General features: G+C 65.3%; 24 protein-coding genes and 1 riboswitch. Of the genes, 13 read left to right on the top strand and 11 right to left on the bottom strand.

From position 1 onward, the window contains the following. The first annotated feature begins 46 nt into the window (after window positions 1-46). The 5 genes from AC4GYS_RS07865 to AC4GYS_RS07845 all read left to right on the top strand — a co-directional run bounded on the left by AC4GYS_RS07865 (window position 47) and on the right by AC4GYS_RS07845 (window position 3,928). Entirely contained in the window at window positions 47-745 is a 699-nt protein-coding gene (locus AC4GYS_RS07865) for a pirin family protein (RefSeq protein WP_491108535.1), read from the top strand. 30 nt (window positions 746-775) lie between these two features. Next, window positions 776-1,420: a YceI family protein gene (locus AC4GYS_RS07860; RefSeq protein WP_491108534.1), complete on the top strand. Its 645-nt coding sequence runs from the start codon at window positions 776-778 to the stop codon at window positions 1,418-1,420. After that, window positions 1,420-1,983 carry an NADPH-dependent FMN reductase gene (locus tag AC4GYS_RS07855; protein ID WP_491108533.1) on the top strand — a complete coding sequence of 188 codons (564 nt, stop codon included), beginning with the start codon at window positions 1,420-1,422 and terminating at the stop codon, window positions 1,981-1,983. The genes AC4GYS_RS07860 and AC4GYS_RS07855 overlap by 1 nt, the downstream gene beginning before the upstream one ends. A 33-nt stretch (window positions 1,984-2,016) precedes the next feature. Further along, complete coding sequence (locus tag AC4GYS_RS07850) at window positions 2,017-3,036, top strand: glutathione S-transferase family protein (protein WP_491108532.1); 1,020 nt, start codon at window positions 2,017-2,019, stop codon at window positions 3,034-3,036. A 253-nt stretch (window positions 3,037-3,289) separates the two neighbouring features. Then, window positions 3,290-3,928 carry a PilZ domain-containing protein gene (locus tag AC4GYS_RS07845; RefSeq protein ID WP_491108531.1) on the top strand — a complete coding sequence of 213 codons (639 nt, stop codon included), beginning with the start codon at window positions 3,290-3,292 and terminating at the stop codon, window positions 3,926-3,928. Window positions 3,929-3,932: 4 nt separating this feature from the next. Here the strand turns inward: AC4GYS_RS07845 and AC4GYS_RS07840 are convergent, their stop codons facing one another. Continuing rightward, window positions 3,933-4,349 (bottom strand): PilZ domain-containing protein, encoded by a 417-nt coding sequence (locus AC4GYS_RS07840; RefSeq protein ID WP_491108530.1) that lies wholly within the window; start codon window positions 4,347-4,349, stop codon window positions 3,933-3,935. 46 nt (window positions 4,350-4,395) lie between these two features. Here AC4GYS_RS07840 and AC4GYS_RS07835 point away from each other — a divergent pair, with 46 nt between their 5' ends. Continuing rightward, entirely contained in the window at window positions 4,396-5,004 is a 609-nt protein-coding gene (locus AC4GYS_RS07835) for a phosphatase PAP2 family protein (RefSeq protein WP_491108529.1), read from the top strand. On the opposite strand, the gene AC4GYS_RS07830 is transcribed toward AC4GYS_RS07835, so the two are convergent. The 9 genes from AC4GYS_RS07830 to AC4GYS_RS07790 form a co-directional block, all read right to left on the bottom strand. After that, window positions 4,976-5,584, bottom strand: coding sequence for a DUF938 domain-containing protein (locus tag AC4GYS_RS07830; protein ID WP_491108528.1), 609 nt, complete (start codon window positions 5,582-5,584; stop codon window positions 4,976-4,978). The genes AC4GYS_RS07835 and AC4GYS_RS07830 overlap by 29 nt on opposite strands. Further along, window positions 5,581-6,033, bottom strand: coding sequence for an abscisic acid-deficient protein Aba4 family protein (locus tag AC4GYS_RS07825; protein ID WP_491108527.1), 453 nt, complete (start codon window positions 6,031-6,033; stop codon window positions 5,581-5,583). The genes AC4GYS_RS07830 and AC4GYS_RS07825 overlap by 4 nt, the downstream gene beginning before the upstream one ends. After that, complete coding sequence (locus AC4GYS_RS07820) at window positions 6,030-6,533, bottom strand: CcdC protein domain-containing protein (protein ID WP_491108526.1); 504 nt, start codon at window positions 6,531-6,533, stop codon at window positions 6,030-6,032. The genes AC4GYS_RS07825 and AC4GYS_RS07820 overlap by 4 nt, the downstream gene beginning before the upstream one ends. A gap of 3 nt (window positions 6,534-6,536) precedes the next feature. Continuing rightward, window positions 6,537-8,147, bottom strand: a complete 1,611-nt coding sequence (gene gcvPB, locus AC4GYS_RS07815) for an aminomethyl-transferring glycine dehydrogenase subunit GcvPB (RefSeq protein WP_491109379.1) — start codon at window positions 8,145-8,147, stop codon at window positions 6,537-6,539. 2 nt (window positions 8,148-8,149) lie between these two features. Next, window positions 8,150-9,508: an aminomethyl-transferring glycine dehydrogenase subunit GcvPA gene (gene gcvPA, locus AC4GYS_RS07810; RefSeq protein ID WP_491108525.1), complete on the bottom strand. Its 1,359-nt coding sequence runs from the start codon at window positions 9,506-9,508 to the stop codon at window positions 8,150-8,152. Then, window positions 9,508-10,257 (bottom strand): class I SAM-dependent methyltransferase, encoded by a 750-nt coding sequence (locus AC4GYS_RS07805; protein ID WP_491108524.1) that lies wholly within the window; start codon window positions 10,255-10,257, stop codon window positions 9,508-9,510. The genes gcvPA and AC4GYS_RS07805 overlap by 1 nt, the downstream gene beginning before the upstream one ends. After that, on the bottom strand, window positions 10,254-10,625 hold the full coding sequence (gcvH, locus tag AC4GYS_RS07800) for a glycine cleavage system protein GcvH (RefSeq protein WP_491108523.1): 372 nt from the start codon (window positions 10,623-10,625) through the stop codon (window positions 10,254-10,256). Before gcvH ends, AC4GYS_RS07805 begins: the two co-directional genes overlap by 4 nt. A gap of 6 nt (window positions 10,626-10,631) precedes the next feature. After that, the gene (gene gcvT / locus AC4GYS_RS07795; protein WP_491108522.1) at window positions 10,632-11,762 is read right to left on the bottom strand and encodes a glycine cleavage system aminomethyltransferase GcvT; all 1,131 of its coding nucleotides are present in this window, start codon (window positions 11,760-11,762) and stop codon (window positions 10,632-10,634) included. Window positions 11,763-11,930: 168 nt separating this feature from the next. Beyond that, window positions 11,931-12,024: riboswitch (glycine riboswitch) on the bottom strand. A gap of 119 nt (window positions 12,025-12,143) precedes the next feature. Further along, entirely contained in the window at window positions 12,144-12,776 is a 633-nt protein-coding gene (locus tag AC4GYS_RS07790) for a hypothetical protein (RefSeq protein WP_491108521.1), read from the bottom strand. Between the two features lie 70 nt (window positions 12,777-12,846). On the opposite strand from AC4GYS_RS07790, the gene ispH reads away from it, so the two are divergent. Beyond that, complete coding sequence (ispH, locus tag AC4GYS_RS07785) at window positions 12,847-13,803, top strand: 4-hydroxy-3-methylbut-2-enyl diphosphate reductase (protein ID WP_491109378.1); 957 nt, start codon at window positions 12,847-12,849, stop codon at window positions 13,801-13,803. 7 nt (window positions 13,804-13,810) lie between these two features. Beyond that, window positions 13,811-14,260, top strand: coding sequence for a ribonuclease HI (gene rnhA, locus AC4GYS_RS07780; RefSeq protein ID WP_491108520.1), 450 nt, complete (start codon window positions 13,811-13,813; stop codon window positions 14,258-14,260). Here rnhA and AC4GYS_RS07775 read toward each other — a convergent pair. Beyond that, on the bottom strand, window positions 14,257-15,318 hold the full coding sequence (locus tag AC4GYS_RS07775) for an NAD(P)/FAD-dependent oxidoreductase (protein ID WP_491108519.1): 1,062 nt from the start codon (window positions 15,316-15,318) through the stop codon (window positions 14,257-14,259). The two genes, rnhA and AC4GYS_RS07775, sit on opposite strands and share 4 nt — an antisense overlap. A 50-nt stretch (window positions 15,319-15,368) precedes the next feature. Here AC4GYS_RS07775 and AC4GYS_RS07770 point away from each other — a divergent pair, with 50 nt between their 5' ends. From AC4GYS_RS07770 to AC4GYS_RS07750, 5 genes are read left to right on the top strand one after another with little or no spacing between them, the layout of a single operon-like run. After that, window positions 15,369-15,857 (top strand): A24 family peptidase, encoded by a 489-nt coding sequence (locus tag AC4GYS_RS07770; protein ID WP_491108518.1) that lies wholly within the window; start codon window positions 15,369-15,371, stop codon window positions 15,855-15,857. 34 nt (window positions 15,858-15,891) lie between these two features. Beyond that, the gene (gene cpaB / locus AC4GYS_RS07765; RefSeq protein ID WP_491108517.1) at window positions 15,892-16,917 is read left to right on the top strand and encodes a Flp pilus assembly protein CpaB; all 1,026 of its coding nucleotides are present in this window, start codon (window positions 15,892-15,894) and stop codon (window positions 16,915-16,917) included. Between the two features lies 1 nt (window position 16,918). Next, the gene (locus AC4GYS_RS07760; RefSeq protein ID WP_491108516.1) at window positions 16,919-18,379 is read left to right on the top strand and encodes a type II and III secretion system protein family protein; all 1,461 of its coding nucleotides are present in this window, start codon (window positions 16,919-16,921) and stop codon (window positions 18,377-18,379) included. Window positions 18,380-18,405: 26 nt separating this feature from the next. Further along, window positions 18,406-19,047 carry a CpaD family pilus assembly protein gene (locus AC4GYS_RS07755; RefSeq protein WP_491108515.1) on the top strand — a complete coding sequence of 214 codons (642 nt, stop codon included), beginning with the start codon at window positions 18,406-18,408 and terminating at the stop codon, window positions 19,045-19,047. Beyond that, window positions 19,047-20,315 carry a CpaE/TadZ family protein gene (locus AC4GYS_RS07750; protein ID WP_491108514.1) on the top strand — a complete coding sequence of 423 codons (1,269 nt, stop codon included), beginning with the start codon at window positions 19,047-19,049 and terminating at the stop codon, window positions 20,313-20,315. Before AC4GYS_RS07755 ends, AC4GYS_RS07750 begins: the two co-directional genes overlap by 1 nt. Window positions 20,316-20,395 lie beyond the last annotated feature (80 nt).

Here is a 20,395-nt window from a genome sequence, read left to right as displayed (position 1 = left end):
ACAAGTAGAGTGGGCAAGGCATAGATGGGGTTCAAGGAGACAATCGATGATCGAGTTGCGACCATTTGCATCGCTTGGCGGAGAGAACCACGGGTGGCTTGACGCCAAGCACCATTTCTCGTTCGCCAATTACCACGACCCGCGGCGGATGAACTGGGGCAGCCTGCGGGTCTGGAACGACGATACCATTGCGCCCCGCTCCGGCTTCCCGCCCCATCCGCACCGGGACATGGAGATCATCACCTACGTCCGGAGCGGCGCAATCACCCACAAGGACAATCAGGGGAACGAGGGACGCACCGAGGCTGGCGACGTTCAGGTCATGTCCGCGGGCTCCGGCATTGCCCATGCCGAGTATAATCTGGAGGATGAGACGACTCAGATTTTCCAGATCTGGATTCAGCCGTCCCAGCGCGGCGGCGAGCCAAGGTGGGGAGCACGGCCGTTTCCCAAGGACGGGCGGGCCGGCCGGTTTGTTCCGTTGGCTTCCGGGTTCGACGAAGACGGAGATGCCCTGAAGATCCGCACGGATGCCCGCGTACTGGGCGCGACCCTGAAGGCCGGAGAAAGCATCGAATACCCGCTCGGCGCGGATCGCAGGGCCTACCTCGTTCCCGCCACCGGCGCGGTCGAAATTGACGGAGTCCGGGTCAATGCCCGCGACGGCGCCGCCATCGCCGAGGTGGAGACCCTGACCGTCAAGGCGCTGGAGGACAGCGAGATCGTCCTCGTCGACGCCCGCTGATCAATCAAACTACCAACAGAGGAAATAGACATGAAGCGCACCAAATCGACCATGATCGCCGCACTATTTGCTTTCTCGCTGACCGGCGCTGCTGTGGCCCAGGGAGACGCCCTGACCAGCCAACCGGCACAGGTCCGCTCGGGCAGCTATGTCCTTGATCCCGCCCACGGCAAGATCAGCTGGAAGGTCAGCCATATGGGCTTCTCGACCTACATCGGGCAATTCACCGACGTTGCTGCCAACCTGCAGCTGAACAGCGCGAACCCCGCTGCCAGCCGCCTCGATGCGACCGTCCGGATGGACAGCGTCGGGACCTTCAGCGACGGCCTCGACAAGCATCTGAAGACGGCCGATTTCTTCGACACGGCCAAATACCCCACCGCCAGCTTCCGGGCGACCTCGCTACGTCGCGTTGACGCGGACTCGGCGAACATAACGGGCAATTTGACCCTTCGCGGTGTGACCCGCCCGATCGTCATTGCGGCCGAATTTAACCAGGCCGGCATAAATCCGGTCAACAAGCTTTACACGGTTGGGTTCGATGGCGAAGCCAAGATCAAGCGTTCGGACTTCGGTATCAACTATGGCCTGCCGCTGCTTGGCGACGAGGTGACGCTGCATATCGAGGCGGAATTCATCGCCAAGCCAGCCGCGCAGCCGAAGGCAGGCGCATAATGAACCGCCCTACCTTGTTGGGACTGTCGGGCAGCCTTCGCGCCGAAGCCCACTCCACCGCCATACTGCACTCGCTGGCCGAACGCATGCCGAGCGGTATCGTGCTGCAAATCCACGATTGTTCCGATCTGCCGCTCTATAACCAGGACATTGACGGAGCGGATGCCCCATTTGCCGTCAAGGCCCTGCGTGATGCGATCGGTCGGGCTGATGGCCTGGTGATCGTCACGCCCGAGTACAACTATGGCTTGCCCGGTGTCCTCAAGAACGCCCTCGACTGGGCGTCACGGCCCTACGGCGAAGGGTCGCTGACCGGAAAGCCAGTCGTGACCATGAGCAACTCGCCGGCGTTCACCGGGGGGGTGCGTGCGCTGTCGCAGCTGCACGAGACGTTGCTCGCCACCCAGTCGCTGATCGTTCCTCGCTTTCAGACCGTGATCGGCGAGGTCCACAAGAAGATCGAGAATGACCGCTTGATAGACGAACCATCGCTGGCGTTCGCGCTCTCGGCGATCGACGACCTTTGCGCGTTGATCGGGAAATCTGCGCGGTTGGCCGCCTGAGCGGGAAGCCTCAACAGATAAAGGAGCGAACGCATGGGCATGCTGGTGGACGGCAAATGGCACGATGTCTGGTACGACACCTCGTCGAGCGGCGGCCGCTTCGTTCGAAGCGATAGCCAGTTTCGCAACTGGGTCACGGCCGACGGCTCACCGGGGCCGAGCGGACGTGGCGGCTTCAAGGCCGAGGCCGGGCGTTACCACCTGTACGTCAGCCTCGCCTGCCCCTGGGCTCACCGCGCACTGATCCTTCGCGCGCTAAAGGGCCTCAATGAGATGATTTCCGTCTCGGTGGTGCACTGGCTGATGGCGGAGAACGGCTGGACCTTCGCGAACGGCCCGGGCGTCATTCCCGACCCGATCCACAATGCCCGCTTCCTGCATCAGGTCTACACCACCGCTCATCCGGACTACAGCGGCCGCGTCACGGTACCGGTGCTATGGGACAAGCAGCAGGGCACGATCGTCAGCAACGAGTCTTCGGAGATCATCCGCATGCTGACCCACGCCTTCGATGGGCTTGGCGCTCAGCCCGGCGATTATTACCCTGAAGAGCTTCGCGCCCAAATCGACGAGATCAATGCGCGGGTCTACGATGGCTGCAACAACGGCGTATACAAAGCTGGCTTCGCGACTTCGCAATCGGCCTATGATGAGGCCGTAACAGACGTGTTCGATACGCTGGACTGGATCGAGGAACGGCTTTCGCGTCGGCGCTACCTGACTGGAGACCGGTTGACCGAAGCGGACATCCGCCTGTTCACGACGCTCGTCCGGTTCGATGAGGTTTATCACGGGCATTTCAAGTGCAGCCGCCGCCGGGTCGTCGACTATCCGCACCTATGGGCCTTCACCCGCGAATTGTTCCAGCTGCCCGGCGTTGCCGCCACGGTGAACATGGAGCACATCAAGCGCCATTATTATGAGAGTCACAGGACCATCAATCCGACCGGCATCGTTCCGGTCGGACCGGCGCCCGACTTTGCCGCGCCGCACGGACGCGACGACCTTATATCGGCCGCGGCCGACACTCCGGCCCTTGTCGGATCTGCATAACGAGGGCTCAGACACCGGCGCTGTTCAGCAGGCACGATAGCCCGATCGATACTGATCGGAACGCCCTCGGTTCGTGCCCGGCAGGCCGACTGCTGTGGTCGTTTGGCTCCGTTTTGGATCACTTATAGTCAGGATGGATGATTTTAGACCCTTGCGGCCGCCGGGCCCTAACCATTGATAAACCTACGCTCCAATAAGCTGCCAATCGAACAAGCCGGCCGTGCGCCGGGGGGACGATTTTTGGAGCGCGCGTGTGGAGCATTTGCCGGTCGAGACGACCCTTTACTCGCTTAGCGACGAATGCCCGGCCGAGCCCGAACGCCGTCTTGCGGGCGACCGCCATCTGACACTGTTCCGGGTCGGAACCCTGCTGGTGGACGGCCGGCGGGAGCTCTGCCTTATCAAGAACATCTCTGCCGGTGGCATGATGCTGCGCGCGTATTGTGTATTGCTCCATGGCCAATCGGTGGCAATCGAGCTCAAGACCGGCCAGCCGATCGAAGGCTGCGTCAGTTGGGTCAGGGACGGCCAGGTGGGAATCGCCTTTGCCGAGCCGATCGACGTACTGTCGATCCTGGCGCAGAACGACAGTGGCCCGCGACCGCGCATGCCGCGCATCGAGACGTCGGCGTGGGCGACCCTGCGCGAAGGGGCCAACAGCTATCGACTTCGCGCGACGGACATCAGCCAGGGCGGAATGAAGCTCGAGGCGAATGTAGCGCTTCCGGTCGGGGCGGCCGTGGTGATGTCGCTGGTCGGCCTCGCGCCACAGCCGGGGGTCATCCGCTGGATCCACCAGGGCGCGGTCGGTGTGTCATTCAATCGCCTAATCCCGCTGGCGGAGCTTGTCGGCTGGCTGCAACAGCAACGGGACGCCGCCCGCGCCGCTTGACGGATCAGTCGCCTGGACGATCCAGGGCTGGACGCCAGTTGTTCCACTCCACCGCCGCTCGCCGCTCTTCCGTTGAGAGAGACCGCGGCGCCAGGCCGGGTCGGCGGAACTCGGGTTGCACGCGGGGCCGCGGCGTCGGGATATGGCGCAGGACCGTTTCCGGCGCCAATGGCTCCTTGAAGGACAGACCGCAGCGACCACCGCCAACCCATACGATCTTTGCCTGGACGCTCAACTCCTGGCGGCGGAAGACGACTTCCGCCCCTTCCACGGGCAACTTGTCGCCTTCGACCAAAGCACCGTCAGCCGACAGGTTACGCAGCTTGACCGGCAATGACGCGCCGGACAGCTCCAGCGCTGCCGCCATCAACACATTGGACCGCCGCTGCCGGCGGTTCTGTACGATAGGGGTCTGGTCCATCGTCGATTGACGTAGCCAAAAGGGGTAAAACTTCGTTTAACGGCTTATGCGTCCGATCCTTATTCTCTCGCTTTCGAGCCTGGTTCTCGTGTTTCTCGTCGCGGGACTGATTGGGGGAAAGGATTTCGCGCCAGACGGCAATCTGGTGGCGCACTTGGGTCTGTGGCGGATTAGTTCTCCGCCGCTTGCGTCCGCCTTGATCTTTCTGACACATCTTGGCGGCGGTTTCGTCCTGGTGCCCTTAGCGCTGATCGTCGGCGCCGCTCTCTGGCTGAACGGCAGACGTGCGAACGGCCTGCTGCTGATCGCGACCGCGCTTAGCGGGCGGGCCGCGATCGAGCTGATCAAAACGATGATCGATCGGCCCCGCCCCTCATTCGAGCCATTTCCGGTGTATGTCAGCAATCAAAGCTTCCCCAGCGGCCATGCCGGCAACAGCATGATCACCTATCTGGCCATTGCGCTGTTCGCCTTGCCGGAACGGTGGCGGACCAGGGGATTGATCGCTGGAGCCGCGCTCGCCATCGCCATCGGTGCGACTCGCCCGGCACTGGGCGTCCACTGGCCAACCGACGTGATCGCGGGCTGGTGCTTCGGCGCGCTGTGGGTCTGGTTGTGGTCAGCGATCAGCCGCCGCCGGCCTTTTCCCGCCTGAACAGGAGCATGCGGTTGTGGGCCGGCATGCGCCGCTGCTCGATCAGCACCAGGCCATGTTCGTCGGCGGTCTTCGCGAAAACGTCGATCTCACGCAGCCCCCAGCCCGGATCCCGCTCCTGCAATGACCGGTCGAACGCAACGTTGCTCGGCTCCAGGCTTTCCCCCGACTGCCGCCACGGGCCGTAAAGGATCAGCCGTCCGCCCACCGGCAACAGTCGCGCGGCATGACGAAGCAGCGCAAGGGACGCGGTCCACGGGCTGATGTGCACCAGATTGATGGCGAGCACGGCGTCGGCACGATCGATCGGCCAATCGTCGCGCAAGACATCCAATGGAATCGCTGGACGGAGGTTCGGCGGAGCTGTTTCGTCGCTCCATGCCTCGATCGAAGCAAGCGCCGTCGGGTCTGCATCGCTGGGCTGCCAAGAAAGATCGGGAAAGGCCCGGCTGAACGCCAACGCATGCTCGCCGGTGCCACTCGCAACCTCGAGCACCGTCCCGCTGGCCGGCAGCCATTCGGCGAGCACGGCCTTGATCGGCTCGACGTTGCGGGCAACCGCCGGCGACCTCAGCTTCATGCTTGGCGCGACCATCGTCCCCGGACCAGCAGCCAGAAAAACAATCCGATCGGGCCTGCGATGAAGGTCGCGAGCAGAAACGGCACTTGGATCAAGCGCCGGACGCCCTTGGCATCGGCATCGCGCGCGATCCACAGGCCGACAAACAGGTCGAACGCCAGATAATGGGTCCAGCCGATGACGATGCCGCCGTCGCTGCCAAACAGCGCGCGGATGCCTGGGATCGAATAATCGCCAAGGTTCGGCGGTGCGGCTCCCGCCACTCGCCCGGCATCGACCAAGCCGCCGAACAGCGCCACGAACATGCCCAGATAGGCCAGGCACAGCAGCCCGATGCCGGCATAAAGGGTTGCCGACAGCACCAGCGGACGCCGCGGCAGCAAAAGCAGTGCGGCCCAGCCGAGCACCGCGACGAGGTTGGTGATGCCGAACAGGGCTGCCCAAGTCACGGCTTGTTCCTCAGCAACGCCTTGGCGCGAAGATACATCTCGACCCGCGTGAAGACCACGATGCCGACGGCCAGCCCCATCAAGGCATCGGTCGCAATGACCGCCGCCATGATCGGATGCGGTTGGGTGGGATCGCCCCCCAGCCCACGCAGAACGATCAAGCGCAATAGCATCAGGCCAAGCAGCAGCAGCACGGCCAGCGGCGACACTTGCTGCATCAGGCCACCGTCCGGTTCGTGGTGGATCGCGTTCAGCTTTCCCCGATGCCAACCCAGCGCGGCCCCGACGACGATGCCGCCGGCCAGTGCCACCCAGCCAGACAGCGGCGGCGGCAACGTGAGAAACATCGCTCCCACGATCAGCGTCACCAGAGTTGGGGCAATCCACATTCGCCCAAGGTGCAGGGGGCGCACCCTACCCGCGCGACGCAATCGGACCGCGAAAACGATCGCAATGGTGAGCAGTGGGCCCCAGAATTGCCAGATCGCGGCCTGATCCACCTTCTATCGGTCCCCGATCTCCGACGGGTTCGGACGGTCGGCCCCGTCGGGTGCGGGTTGGTGATAGGCTACGATCGGCTTGCGCGCGGCGAGCGTCTCGTCCAGCCGCCGGCGCGGCCCATGAACGGGCGCGGCCTTCAGGCTTTCGTCCCCCGCTTTCGCTCGCTCCGCCACGGAGCGCAGGGCAGTGATGAACTGATCAAGCGCCGACTTGGACTCGGTTTCCGTCGGCTCGACCAGCATGGCGCCATGCACCACCAGCGGAAAATACATGGTCATCGGATGAAAGCCTTCGTCGATCAGCGCCTTGGCAAGATCCAGCGTGCTGAACCCATCGGCAAAGCCTTTGTCGGAGAAGATCGCCTCATGCATGCACGGCCCTGAATGAGCGAACGGCGCGTCGAGCACGTCCTCGAGGCTGCGAAGGAGGTAGTTCGCATTGAGCACGGCGTCTTCCGCGACTTGCTTCAGGCCGTCGGCGCCGTGACTGAGGATGTAGGTCAACGCCCGCGTGAACATACCCATCTGGCCGTGGAAGGCGGTCATCCGGCCAAAGCTCTGCAGCCTGCCGCCGAAATGCTCCCGACTGAACTCCTCCGCCTGCTCCTCCTCGACCAGGTGAACGACGCCATCCTTGGTTCGGGCGGTGTACGGCAGCGGCGCGAAGGGCGAGAGTGCCTCCGAAAGGACCACGGGTCCGGATCCGGGTCCACCGCCACCGTGCGGGGTGGAGAAGGTCTTGTGCAAATTGATGTGCATCGCATCCACGCCAAGGTCGCCGGGGCGCACCTTGCCGACGATCGCGTTGAAGTTTGCGCCGTCGCAATAGACGAAGCCGCCGGCGGCGTGGACCGCGTCGCTGATCTCCTTCATCTGCGGCTCGAACAGGCCGCAGGTATTGGGATTGGTGATCATCACCGCTGCGACGTCCGGGCCGAGCCTTGCCTTGAGCGCGTCCAGATCGACGCGGCCGGCGTCGGTCGCGGGAATGTTCTCGACCCGGTAGCCAGCAAAGGCAGCCGTCGCGGGATTGGTGCCGTGAGCGCTTTCGGGAACCAGCACGACCGAACGCGGATCGCCGCGGGCCTCGAGTGCGGCGCGAATGCAAAGAATACCGCACAACTCACCGTGAGCACCGGCCTTGGGGCTCATCGCAACGCCGTGCATGCCGGTCAGGTCGATCAGCCAGAACGCCAGCTCGTTGATCACCTCCAGCGCGCCCTGCACAGTCTCGCGCGGCTGCAACGGGTGGACGTCCGCGAAGCCCGGCAGCCTGGCGATCTTCTCGTTCAGGCGCGGATTATGCTTCATGGTGCACGAACCGAGCGGGAACAAGCCGAGGTCGATGCCGTAGTTCTGGCGTGACAGGCGAGTGTAGTGGCGCACGGCTTCCGGTTCGGTCAGGCCCGGCAAACCGATCCGCTCCGACCGCTCCAGCCCGCCAAGGCGCGACGCAAGCTGAGGGCGCTCGGGCAGGTCGACACCCGTGCTGTCGTCGCCGTCCAGCTCGAAGATCAACGGCTCTTCCAGCATCAAGGCGCGATTCCCGGTGACCGTTCCAGTGTCTCCTGGTCCCTGCACCGGCGACGAAGGCTTCCAGCCGCTCTGGTTGATGGTCACTTGGCTACCTCCTTCAGCGCGGCTTCCAGTGCGTCGATGTCCTCGTCGGTGGCGGTTTCCGTGACCGCGACGACCAGGCCGTTCCCGAGCGCCGCGGCGCCGGGGTAAAGGCGGCCGAGCGAAACCCCGCCAAGCACGCCTTTCTCAACCATCGCATGCACCGCCGGACGGGCCTCGACCGGCAGTTCCAGCGTGAATTCATTGAAAAAACTGTCATTGACCAACCGGATGCCCGGCAACGCGCCGAGTTGCTCGGCGACCTGCACGGCGCGGGCGTGGTTGAGCTCGGCCAGGCCGCGAAGCCCCTTCTCGCCCAGCAAGGTCATGTGGATGGAAAAGGCCAGCGCACACAGGCCAGAGTTGGTGCAGATATTGCTGGTCGCCTTTTCCCGGCGAATATGCTGCTCGCGAGTGGAGAGCGTCAGCACGAAGCCGCGCTTGCCCTCGGCATCGACCGTCTCGCCCGCGATCCGTCCCGGCATCTGACGAATGTGCTTCTCGCGGCAAGCGAACAGCCCGACGTAGGGACCGCCGAACTGCAGGCCGACCCCGATCGACTGGCCTTCGCCGACGACGATATCCGCACCCATCTCGCCCGGCGCCTTGAGCAATCCCAGTGCGACCGGCTCCGTCACCACCGCGATTAGGAGCGCGCCCTTGGCGTGGGCCGCATCGGCAATCGGCTGCAGGTCGGTGATGCGGCCGAGAATGTCGGGATATTGCACCACGACTGCGCTGGTTGCGTCATCGATGGCGGCGATCAGATGCTCGGCATCGGTTTGGGCGGCGAGCTCCGGCAGCCCGGTTTCCAGCAGGTCGCCGGTGAACTTCGCCATCGTCTGGCAGACCGAGACATAGTGCGGGTGAAGCCCGGAAGAGAGGATCGACTTGCTTTTGCGCGTGATCCGCCGGGCCATGCCGATGGCTTCCCAGCAAGCGGTCGACCCGTCGTACATCGACGCGTTCGCGACCTCACAGCCAAGCAGCCGCGCGACCTGGGTCTGGAATTCGAACAGCACCTGCAGCGTGCCTTGCGCGATTTCCGGCTGATAAGGCGTATAGGCGGTCAGGAACTCGCCGCGCTGGATCAGGTGATCGACGCTGGCGGGCACATGATGCTTGTAGGCGCCACAGCCGAGGAAGAAGGGCACCTCGCCCGCCGGAATATTCTTCGCGGACAGCGCCTTCATGTGCCGCTCGACCGCCATTTCCGGCGCATGCATGGGCAGCCCGTCGATCGGGCCATTCAGTCGAGCGGTTTCGGGCACGTCGCGGAACAGTTCATCGACCGAACTCGCGCCAATGACGCCGAGCATCTCGCTGCGATCGGCGTCGGACAGGGGGAGGTAGCGCATCAGGCAGGCTTTCTCATGATAAAGCGAAGTCGAACATAGTCGGCGATGTTGGTCTGGACTCGTGCGGCCACTGCCTCGGCAATCGCAGCGCGTTCCTCTTCAGGCACGCCGGCCGCGTCGAGCCAACCGGCCCGAAAGACCGTAACCCAGCCTTGCACGCCATGCTCCAGCCGGGTCGGGCGTTCGATCAGCTCGGCCTCGATATTGCGAAATCCGGCCTGCTCGTAGACGGCAGAAAACTGCTCCGGCGTCGGATACCAGTTACCCTGCTCGACCGGCGGACGATAACCACGCGCGACGAGCTCGGAGTCGAGTGCTTCGCGCAGCCGTCGAAGATTGCCTGCGCCGCCGAATTCACCGGCAAAGCGCCCGCCATTTTTCAGCGCGAACCAGATCGCCCGGGCCGCTCGTTCCTTGTCGAGGACCCAGTGCAGGGTTGCGTTGGAAAAGGCCGCATCGAACGCCTCGCTGAACCGGAGATCGGCAGCATCCATCAATCGCGCGTCGAGACCCTTGGCCTTGGCGGCCGCGGTCATCGACAGACTGCTGTCGATTCCGACCACGTCGGCGCCGCGTTCCTTGATCTGCAGGGTCAGCGTGCCATCGCCGCAACCAACGTCCAAAATCGCCTCGCCCGGCTGCGGGTCGAGCAGGTCCAGTGCGGCCGCGCCCAACGCCGGGACAAAGCCGCCGACCCGGGCGTAATCGCCCGCGTCCCACTTGCTGGTAGAGGCGATCGTTTCGATCAAAGCTTGGACGACCAGTCGCGATAGCTTGGCTCGTCCATCAGGCCTTCGACTTCCGACGGGTCGCTTAGCCGGACCTTGAAGAACCAGCCTTCGCCTTCCGGATCGGTGTTGATCAATGCCGGTTCGTCGGCAATCGCCTGGTTGGCTTCCAGCACTTCACCGGTGACTGGCGAAAAGACGTCGCTTGCCGCCTTGACGGATTCCACGACCGCCGCCTCGTCACCCTTTCGCAATTGCCGGCCCGGTTCCGGCGCTTCGGCGAACACGATGTCGCCGAGCGCGTGCTGCGCGTGATTGGAAATCCCGACCGTGGCGACGTCGCCCTCGACACGGATCCACTCATGTTCCTTGGTGAAATAGAGGCTCATGGATGCTCAGCCTTTCTTGCGATGATAGCTATGGGGAACGAACGGCGTGGGGACCACTTCGGCAGCGAAGAGCTTCCCGCGCTGCTCCAGGGTCAGGCGGGTGCCGAGGCCGGCCAGCGACGTCGCGACATAGCCCATGCCGATCGGCTGCTGGAGAGACGGCGAAAAACCGCCGCTCGTGACCTTGCCGACTTCCCGGCCCTCGGCATCGAGAATGCGGCCGCCTTCCCGGACAGGTTGACGCCCTTCGACCTTGAAGCCGATCCGCTTCTGCACCGGGCCATTCTCGATCTCGGCCAAAATCCGCTCCGCGCCGGGGAACCCACCCTCCGCCCGACGGCGCTTGCTGATCGCAAAGCCCAGGTCGGCCATCACCGGCGTGGTCTGTTCGTCCAGGTCATGCCCGTACAGCGGAAGCCCTGCCTCGAGCCGCAGCGAATCGCGTGCGCCGAGCCCGATCGGCCGCACCCGCTCGTCGGCCAGCAGCGCGTCGGCCAACCGCTCGACGCGGCTGTTAGGCACCGAAAGTTCAAAGCCGTCTTCGCCGGTGTAGCCCGACCGGCTGAAACCGACAGCTACGCCCTCCCACTCGCGCGACGTGCCCTGCATGAAACTCAATTCGTCCGGCACACCTGGAAACAGGTCGGCCACCACCTCATGCGCTTTCGGCCCCTGCAGGGCCAACAGGGCGCGGTCGTCGAGATGCTCCAGCCGAACCGACGCCGGCAGCTTCGATCTTAGATATTCGATGTCACCAAGCTTGGTCGCCCCATTGACCACCATGTAATAGGCCTCGCCGCCATCCTGCGAGACGTTGGTGACCATCAGATCGTCGACGATCCCACCCGCCTCGTTCAGCAGCAACGAATAGCGAAGCTTGCCAGGCTGCAGGCCTTTGATGTCACCTGGCAGCAGGGTCTCCAGAGCGTCGGCAACGCCTGCGCCGGTCAGCATCAGCTGACCCATGTGACTGACGTCGAACAAGCCGGCATTTTCCCGCGTCCAGAGGTGCTCGACCATGATGCCCTCGAACTGGACCGGCATTTCGTAGCCCGCGAAGGGCACCATTCGGCCGCCTTGCGCACGGTGCCAGCTATCCAGCGTAAGGGTCTGGGTGGGAATATTGGCGTCGGCCATCGATCAAGCGCTCCCGGCAAGTCCGTTGGAGGCGGCACAGCGCCCTCTCCATCGAACCCCCGTCTGTCGCTTTGGACCTGAGAGCTTTCCCCGCCGTCGCTCACGCTTTCGGCGGGTTACACCTTCGGCGGCATCAAGCGGTCGGCCCGATGCACTTTCCAGACTGTCTCGCCCCGCGCGGTCCGTGGTGCCTGAGAGATTCCGGGGGCGGTTGCTCCTTCGGCGGCGACGGTTGCCCGCCGCACTCTCCCGCGCTTGGCCTCTCGCCGTTACCGGCGGGAAGACGCGCTGAGCCTTGGCGGGGCCGTGCGCGGGAGTCAACGCGGAACCGTCGAATAACCGCCAGCGCCGCGCCGTCCGTCGCCGATAGGTCCGTGAAACCTAACGCGTGGCGTTGTAACGAAGCTGATCCGGCGAAAGCTGGAAGCCGACCAGATGCTCGAAGGTCGCCCGGGCCACCGCCTCGCGGATGCGCGGATCGGACAGCGGATCGATCGCGGCGTCGGCATCTCCGGGCTTGCGTTCGCGCTGCAGTTCGCGCCGGATATCGTCCGGCAGAGCCACAGCTCCGCGCGCCACGCGAACGGTCGACTGGCTGTTGGTCTGTGCCCGGATGCCGCCGGCCGGGAAGTTCAGCGCGACCGCGCCGACCTTCTTGGCCACGACCTGCGATCCGCCCTGCACGGCGACCGAATAGAAGGGCAGCACGACCTGCCGTGCTTCGCCCGCGTCGCGGCGTGTCGCGACCACATCGAACGTGGCGGTGGACACGACGTTGGCTGCGTCCTCCGAGCAATTCGCGCGAAGATTGGTGATCGTCGCAACCACATCGATCGCCGCCGCGTCGGTCCGACCGGCCGGGCTGAACGTCGTGATATCGCCCGTCGCGCCCGGAATCGCCACTTGCGGACAGCCGGAGCGGGTCAGATACACACCGCCCGGAACCAGCTGCCGCTCACGCGAGCAGGCGGAAAGCGTCAGTGCGAGAACGATCGGAACGAGAGCAAGCTTCACGGGTGGTTCCTTCCAGGCATTCGGCGCGTGTCATAGGAAGCGCCTTTCAACCCCGCAAGCGATGCCTTACATGGCCCCCATGCCGCAGACCCCCCCGCCGCTTCATGTCGTCATCGCCGCCCCGCGCGGTTTCTGTGCCGGCGTCGACCGTGCAATCAAGATCGTGGAACTGGCGATCGAGCGTTATGGCGCGCCCGTCTATGTCCGGCACGAGATCGTGCACAACCGCTTCGTCGTCGACCGCCTGCGCCAGCTGGGGGCCGTATTCGTAGAGGAACTGGACGAGGTGCCGAACGGTGTGCCGGTCGTCTTTTCCGCTCATGGCGTCCCGAAGTCGGTGCCCCTGGAGGCGCAGGATCGCGGGCTGGAATATCTCGACGCCACTTGCCCGCTGGTCAGCAAGGTCCATCGCCAGGCCCAGCGCCTGATCGAGGCGGGTCGCCACATCATCTTCATCGGCCATGCCGGTCATCCGGAGGTGATCGGCACCTTCGGACAGGTCCCCCACGGCGCGATGTCCCTGGTCGAGACCGTTGCCGACGTGGCCAGGATAAACCCGGTCGACCCCGAGAATCTTGCCTTTCTGACCCAGACCACCTTGTCGGTCGACGACACGGCCGCCGTCGTGGCTGCGCTGCAGGACCGCTTTCCGTCGATCAAGGGGCCGCGCGGCGAGGACATCTGCTACGCGACTTCCAATCGCCAAACCGCCGTCAAGCAGATCGCGCCCCGCTGCGACCGGATGCTGGTGATCGGCGCGCCCAACAGCAGCAACTCACTCCGTCTGGTCGAGGTATCGGAGCGTGAGGGAGTACCGGCCCGGCTGATCCAGCGGGCGACGGAGATCGATTGGGAGTGGCTCGGCAATCCGGCCTCGGTCGGCCTGACTGCAGGGGCCTCCGCTCCGGAGGTGCTGGTGCAGGAAGTGCTCGATGCGCTTGCCGGCCGGTTCACTATCTCGGTCGAGGAAGCGGCGCACATCCCGGAGGACCTGACCTTCAAATTGCCGCGCGAACTGGTCGCCTGACCCTTCCATGACCGAATTGCCGATGGTCGAAATGTTCACCGACGGCGCTTGCCGCGGAAACCCCGGGCCCGGCGGCTGGGGCGTGCTGATCCGTATGGGCGAGCGCGAGCGGGAATTGTCGGGGGGCGAAGCGCACACCACGAACAACCGCATGGAGCTGTTGGCCGCCATTCGCGGTCTCGAAGCGCTGACGCGACCGTGCCGAGTCGCGCTCCATACCGACAGCATGTACGTCCGGGACGGCATCACCAAATGGATCCACGGCTGGCGCCGCAACGGCTGGCGCACGTCCGACAAGAAGCCGGTCAAGAACGCGGAGCTCTGGCAGGAGCTTTGCACCGCCGCCGAACCGCACCGCGTCGAATGGAAATGGGTTCGCGGCCACGCCGGGCATTCAGAGAACGAGCGGGTCGACCAGCTTGCCTGCCTCGCCGCGGACGCCCAGCGCGCAGCCTAGTCGAACCGGCCCGGGCTGAAGACACTCGGGTCAAGACCCGGTGCCTCTCCCCTGATGAGTGCTGCGCATAGCTCGGCGGCGGCCGGCGCCGTCTGGATGCCGAACCCGCCCTGCCCCGCGCACCAGAAGAACGTGCGCTCGGCCGGATCGAAGCCAAATGCCGGCACCCGGTCCGGAGTGAAGCTGCGCAATCCGGCCCAGCTTCGTTCCACCCGCTCGACCGGCCAGTCCACGACCCGTTCGAACCGGTCGATCGCGATGGCGATGTCGATCTCCTCGGGTGCCGCATCGCACGGGTCGGTATCGATCTCGTCATGCGGGCTGAGCCAGATGCTGCGATCCCCTTCGCCCTTGAAATAGAAATCGCCGGCCGCCCCGATCACCAGCGGCAAGCGCGCCAGCCCCGCCCGGCCGACGCGAAGCTGCACCATGGTGCGGCGCTTCGGCCGGATACCAAGAGGCCGCATCCCGCAGGCTGCCGCCACCTCGTCGGCCCATGCCCCCGCGGCATTGACGATCAGCCCGGCGGAGATCGGCTCACCCTGCTCGAGGCGAACCGCCCATCCCCCGCCATGCCGTTCCGCCTGCCGCAGCTTCGCGCCGGTGCGCAGCGCTCCGCCGGCCCTGCGCAGGCCCGCCAGATAATCCCCGTGCAACCGGGCGACGTCGATGTCCGCCAGGGCCGGCTCCCATAGCCCACGAATCCAGCGCGGCCGAAGCCCCGGCAGGCGGCGCTCCAAGGCAACCCGGTCGAGCGGCTCGACCTCGCATCCTTCGACGATATCGAAGCGATCGCCGGCAGCGCCAAGATGAATGGCGCCCCGCGGCGTCAGATACCCCCCGTTCTCCAGATACGGTCGGCTGGCCCGGCTCAACGGTGCCACCAGCGGTCCGCCATAGCCCTCGTGCCAGAATGCGGCCGAGCGTCCGGTCGAATGGAATCCCGGCTGCTCTTCGGCCTCGGCGACCAGCACCGTCATGCGACCGGCCAGCGCTGCTCCGAGGCTCGCTCCGGCGATTCCGCCGCCGATGATCAGCACGTCCACATATTGGGTCACGGGGACAGCGGTTACGGTTTGATAAGGCGCGTCGTCTAGAGCCGTTGTTCATGATGAACGCCGAATTCACCGCATGGGCACTGATGGCCCTGCTGGCCGTCCTGCTGGTCAGGGTGGTGATCACCGATATTCGGTCCCGCACCATCTCCAACCGGCTCAACCTCGCCATCGCGGCGCTCGCCTTGCCCTATTGGTGGGCCGTCGGCTTGCCGTTGTGGCCGGGTGCCGCGGTGCAGGTGGGTCTGGCGCTGGGCGTGTTCGCCCTGTTCGCGCTGTTCTTCCATTTCGGCATGATGGGCGGCGGCGACGTCAAGCTGGCCGCGGCGCTCGCCCTCTGGTTTTCGCCGGCGGACATGGCCCGGCTGGTGGTCATCATGTCTCTGGTCGGCGGAGTCCTGACCTTGGTCGTCCTGTGGCTGCATCGTCGCCGAAAGGCGGAGGGCCGGGCGCAGGTGCCGTACGGGGTCGCCATCGCCGCCGGGGCCTGGGCAATTCTCGCCCAACGATATCTTAACCATTTTGCCGGATTTCTCGGATGATTGAGGAAATCCTCACAGGGGAGGCGGTTACGCCATGGATGTGAAGAAGATCGCGCTTCTGGTCGGAGCGTTGCTCGTCGCGGTGGTGACCGCCGTGATGGCCAAGAACATGTTCACCGGCGCGTCCGCGCCTGAAGCTCAGGCTGCCGCGGCGCCGCAGGGTCCCAAGATCCTGGTGGCCAAGAAGGCGCTGCCGGTCGGCACCATCGTCGACCAGGAAAGCTTCACCATGCAGCCCTGGCCGAAGGATCTCATCCAGAACGCCTATTACCAGGAAGGCCAGCCGGACACCGATATGTCGAAGCTGCTCGGCACCGTGGTCCGCAATCCGGTGACCGCCGGCCAGCCGCTCACTCGCGGAACGCTAGTCGGGCCAGAGGATCGCGGCTTCCTTGCCGCGGCGCTCGGCCCGGGCATGCGCGCCGTCACCATCCCGATGCCGGACCGCACGGCAGGTGTCGCGGGCTTCATCTTCCCGGGCGACCGCGTCGATGTCGTCCTGACGCAGGAAGTCGCCGGCGGCGGCGACGGTCCGCCGCTCAAGGTGTCCGAAACGATCGTCCGCAATCTCCGCGTGCTCGCGCTCGACCAGCGGGTCAGCGACAAGGACAAGGACGGCAAGATCCAGATCGTGAAGCCGGACACCGTGACGGTGGAAGCGACCCCGCGCATCGCGGAAAAGATCGCGGTCTCGCAGACCCTTGGAACGCTCTCCTTCTCGCTCCGCTCCCTGGCCGACACCACGGCCGAGCTCGAGCGTGCGGTCGCCAGCGGCCAGATCAAGCTGCCGGAGGGGACCACCCCGGCCGAAGAGCGCAAAATGCTCCTCGCGATCGCCGCGCAGCCGATGGACAGCGGTTCGACCTACACGACCGGCGGCGACGTGTCCCGCTTCCAGCGCCGCACCGTTCCCGCCAAGCCCGGCAATGCCGGAGGCACCGTCGTCGCTGTCGCCCAGGCGCCGGCTTCATCGGGCGCGATCGTCGGCGGCTCGACCGGACCCACGGTCCGGGTGTCGCGCGGCAACAGTGTCAGCATCGTTCCAGTGGGGGCTCGTTAAGATGACCAACAGCAAGATCCGTCGCCAGTCGCGTCTCGGCACTGCCGCAGCCGCCCTGGCCCTGGCGATCGGAACGGTCGGATCGGCCGCTCCCGCCCTCGCCCAGTCGAGCGCCTCGCGGCCGTCGGAAACCCTCAACCTGTCGCAGGGTACCGGTACGCTGGTCCGCCTGTCGGCCCCGATGAGCGACCTGTTCATTTCCAATGACTCGGTCGCCGATGTGCAGGTCCGCTCCGCGAACCAGCTGTACATCTTCGGCAAGGCACGGGGCGAGACCACGGTCTATGCCACCAACAAGGCGGGCCGCGTCGTTTACGCCGCGAACGTCCAGGTCGGCACCAACCTCGGCTCCGTCGATCAGATGCTGCGGATGGCGATGCCGGAAGCACAGATCCAGGCGACGCCGATGAACAATCTGGTGCTGCTGACCGGCACCGTGTCCTCACCCGACGACGCCGCGGAGGCCGCACGCCTCACCCAGGCCTATGTCGGCGAAGGCACCCAGGTGGTCAGCCGCCTGCGCTCGGCCACGCCGCTGCAGGTGAACCTGAAGGTCAAGATCGCCGAGATCAACCGCAGCGCGTTGAAGAATATTGGCATCAACCTTCTCGGTATCGGCAACAATTTCTCCATCTCCAACGGATCGGGAATCTTCCTTCCGGAAGTGGGATCGGGCAGCAATGTCGACGCTGGGAAGATCATCCGCAGCGCGACTGGCACGACAATCGGCGGCGTTGGAAGCCTGTTCGGCCTTGATCTGACGGCGTCAATCGACCTCGCCGCCAAGGACGGCTTGGTCAGCGTGCTGGCTGAGCCAAATCTTACCGCTCTGTCCGGCGAAACCGCCAGCTTCCTCGCCGGCGGCGAATTCCCGATCCCGGTATCGCAGGCCCAGGGCGCGGTCACCGTCGAGTTCAAGCAATACGGCGTTGGCCTCGCCTTCACGCCGATCGTGCTGGCCGACGGCCGCATCTCGATGCGGGTCCGGCCAGAGGTCAGCGAGCTCAGCACCGAGGGTTCGGTCAAGATTGGTGAGTTCACCATTCCCGCGCTCACCACCCGCCGGGCCGAAACCACCGTGGAGCTCGGCTCGGGCCAGTCGTTCATGCTGGCCGGTCTGCTTCGCAACACGACGACCAACGACATCAACAAAGCGCCGTTCCTTGGCGACCTGCCGATCCTCGGCACCCTGTTCCGCTCGACCCAGTTCCGGCGGCAGGAAACGGAGCTGGTCATTATCGTCACGCCGTACCTGGTTCGCCCGATTTCCGGGCAGCTCGCGGCGCCGACCGATGGCTACCGCGCGCCGACCGATCCCGAGCTCAACCTCGAAGGCCAGATCTTCCGCGGCGTTTCCGGTCCCCGGCCGTCCGCGCGGGCTGTGCCCGCGCCGGGCATGAGCGTCGGCGCCACCGGCGCTGCCGCTCCTGCCGCTGCCGCCAACCCCGGCTTCAAGCTGTGAACCGCTTCGGAAAAAAGGAACGCACCATGCGCACCAAGCTTGCTTTCCTGGCCCTTGCCGCCGTGTCGGTCGGTGCCTGCCAGTATACGCCGGGCGAACCGGCCCCGCAGCGGGGCGTCGCTGCGGTGAACGTGCCGGTGGTCAGCCGGGCCGACTATAGCTTCGACCTTGCAGCACCGGGCGGCTCGCTGCCCCCATCCGAAGAGGCCCGGCTCGACGGCTGGTTCCGCGGGCTCGAGCTCGGCTACGGCGACAGCATCTACGTCGATGGCCCGATGGCCGGCATGGCCGCCGCGGACGTCGCCCGGGTGGCCGGACGCTACGGCATCCTCGTCTCCGGCGGCGCTCCCGTCACGGTCGGCGCGATCCCGGACGGTTCGGTCCGAGTGGTGGTCAGCCGGACCCGTGCCAGCGTGCCGGGCTGCCCGAATTGGAGCGAGGCCGCCGCGCCCAACTACAACAACCGCATAATCTCCAACTTCGGTTGTGCGGTGAACGGGAACCTGGCCGCGATGGTCGCGAACCCGCAGGACCTGGTCTACGGCCGCGACAACGTCGGCGTCGGTGATCCGACCACGGCCACGCGCGCCATCGATCTCTACCGGACCGCTCCCCCGACCGGCAAGGGCGGGCTGGAGAAGGTCTCGACCACCAGCGGAGGCAAGTAATGAACGCTCCTTTCAATCAGCGTGCTGGTATCCGCGATCCGTTCCAGGCGTTCGTCTGCGACGATGCGACGGCCGAAATGCTGCGTCCGATCGCGGTCGAGCATGGCTGGAGCCCGGAAAAGGTCAACAAGGGCGGTCTTCGTAACGCCGTTCAATCGCTGTCGGTCTCGGCTAGCCCGAACATCCTGTTCGTGGACCTGTCCGAATCCGCCGACCCGTTGAACGATATCAACGCGCTGGCCGAAGTCTGCGAACCGGGCACGATCGTGATCGCGTCTGGGCAGGTCAACGATGTCCGCCTCTACCGCGATCTCGTGGCGAGCGGCATTCACGACTATCTGCTGAAGCCGTTTAGCGTCGATCAGCTGCGCGACTGTTTCGCTCATGCCCAGTCGATCCTGTCCGGCCCGCGCGGTGAAGCGCAAGTCGACAAGCCGCATGTCATGGCGACGGTCGTTGGTGTTCGCGGGGGCGTCGGGGCTTCGACCATCGCAACCTCGCTCGCCTGGTTGCTGGGCGACAAGGCGCACCGGTCGACCGCCCTGCTCGATCTCGACATCCATTTCGGCACCGGCGCGCTGGCGCTGGACCTGGAGCCGGGCCGCGGCCTGACCGACGCGATCGAGAACCCCAGCCGCATCGACGGCTTGTTCATCGAACGCGCCATGGTGCGGGCGAACGAGCGGCTGTCTGTCCTGTCGGCGGAGGCGCCGATCACCAGCCCGCTGATCACGGATGGCACGGCCTTTTTCGCGCTTCAGGAAGAAATGCGGAATGCGTTCGAGTCGACCGTGCTCGACCTACCGCGCCACATGCTGATCCAATATCCGCACATGGTGCACGACGCTCATGTCGCGGTGGTCGTCAGCGAACTGACGCTGGCGGCGACGCGCGACACGATCCGCATCCTCGCCTGGCTCAAGTCCAATGCTCCGCAGACCAAGGTGATCGTGGTTGCCAACCGCGTTCCATCCGGCGGCGCGCTGGAGATCAGCCGCAAGGACTTCGAGCAATCGATCGAACGTCCGGTCGATGTCCTGATCGGCGAAGACGGCAAGATCGCCGCACAGGCGGCCAAGCTCGGCAAGCCGGTTGCGGAGGTCGCCAGCGGCAAGGCGACGGCGCCCTATCTTTCCTTGTGCAACATGGTGCTGAGCCACGCCACCGAAGATGGCGGGGCGGCCGAGACCAAGGGCGCCGGGACCGGCGGCAAGTCGCTGGTCGACGGGATCCTGTCGAAACTGTCCAAGCCGAAGGTGGCGGCCTGACAATGATGTTCCGGGGGACCGGCCTGATCGGCGTCCCCGGCATTGGGCCGACGACTGCAACATGCAACAAGCTGAAGGCG

It is taken from the genome of Sphingomonas sp. SP1 (genome assembly GCF_058313395.1).
Note: the sequence above shows the minus strand (reverse complement) of the source record. Positions and strands in the feature narration are given on the sequence as shown.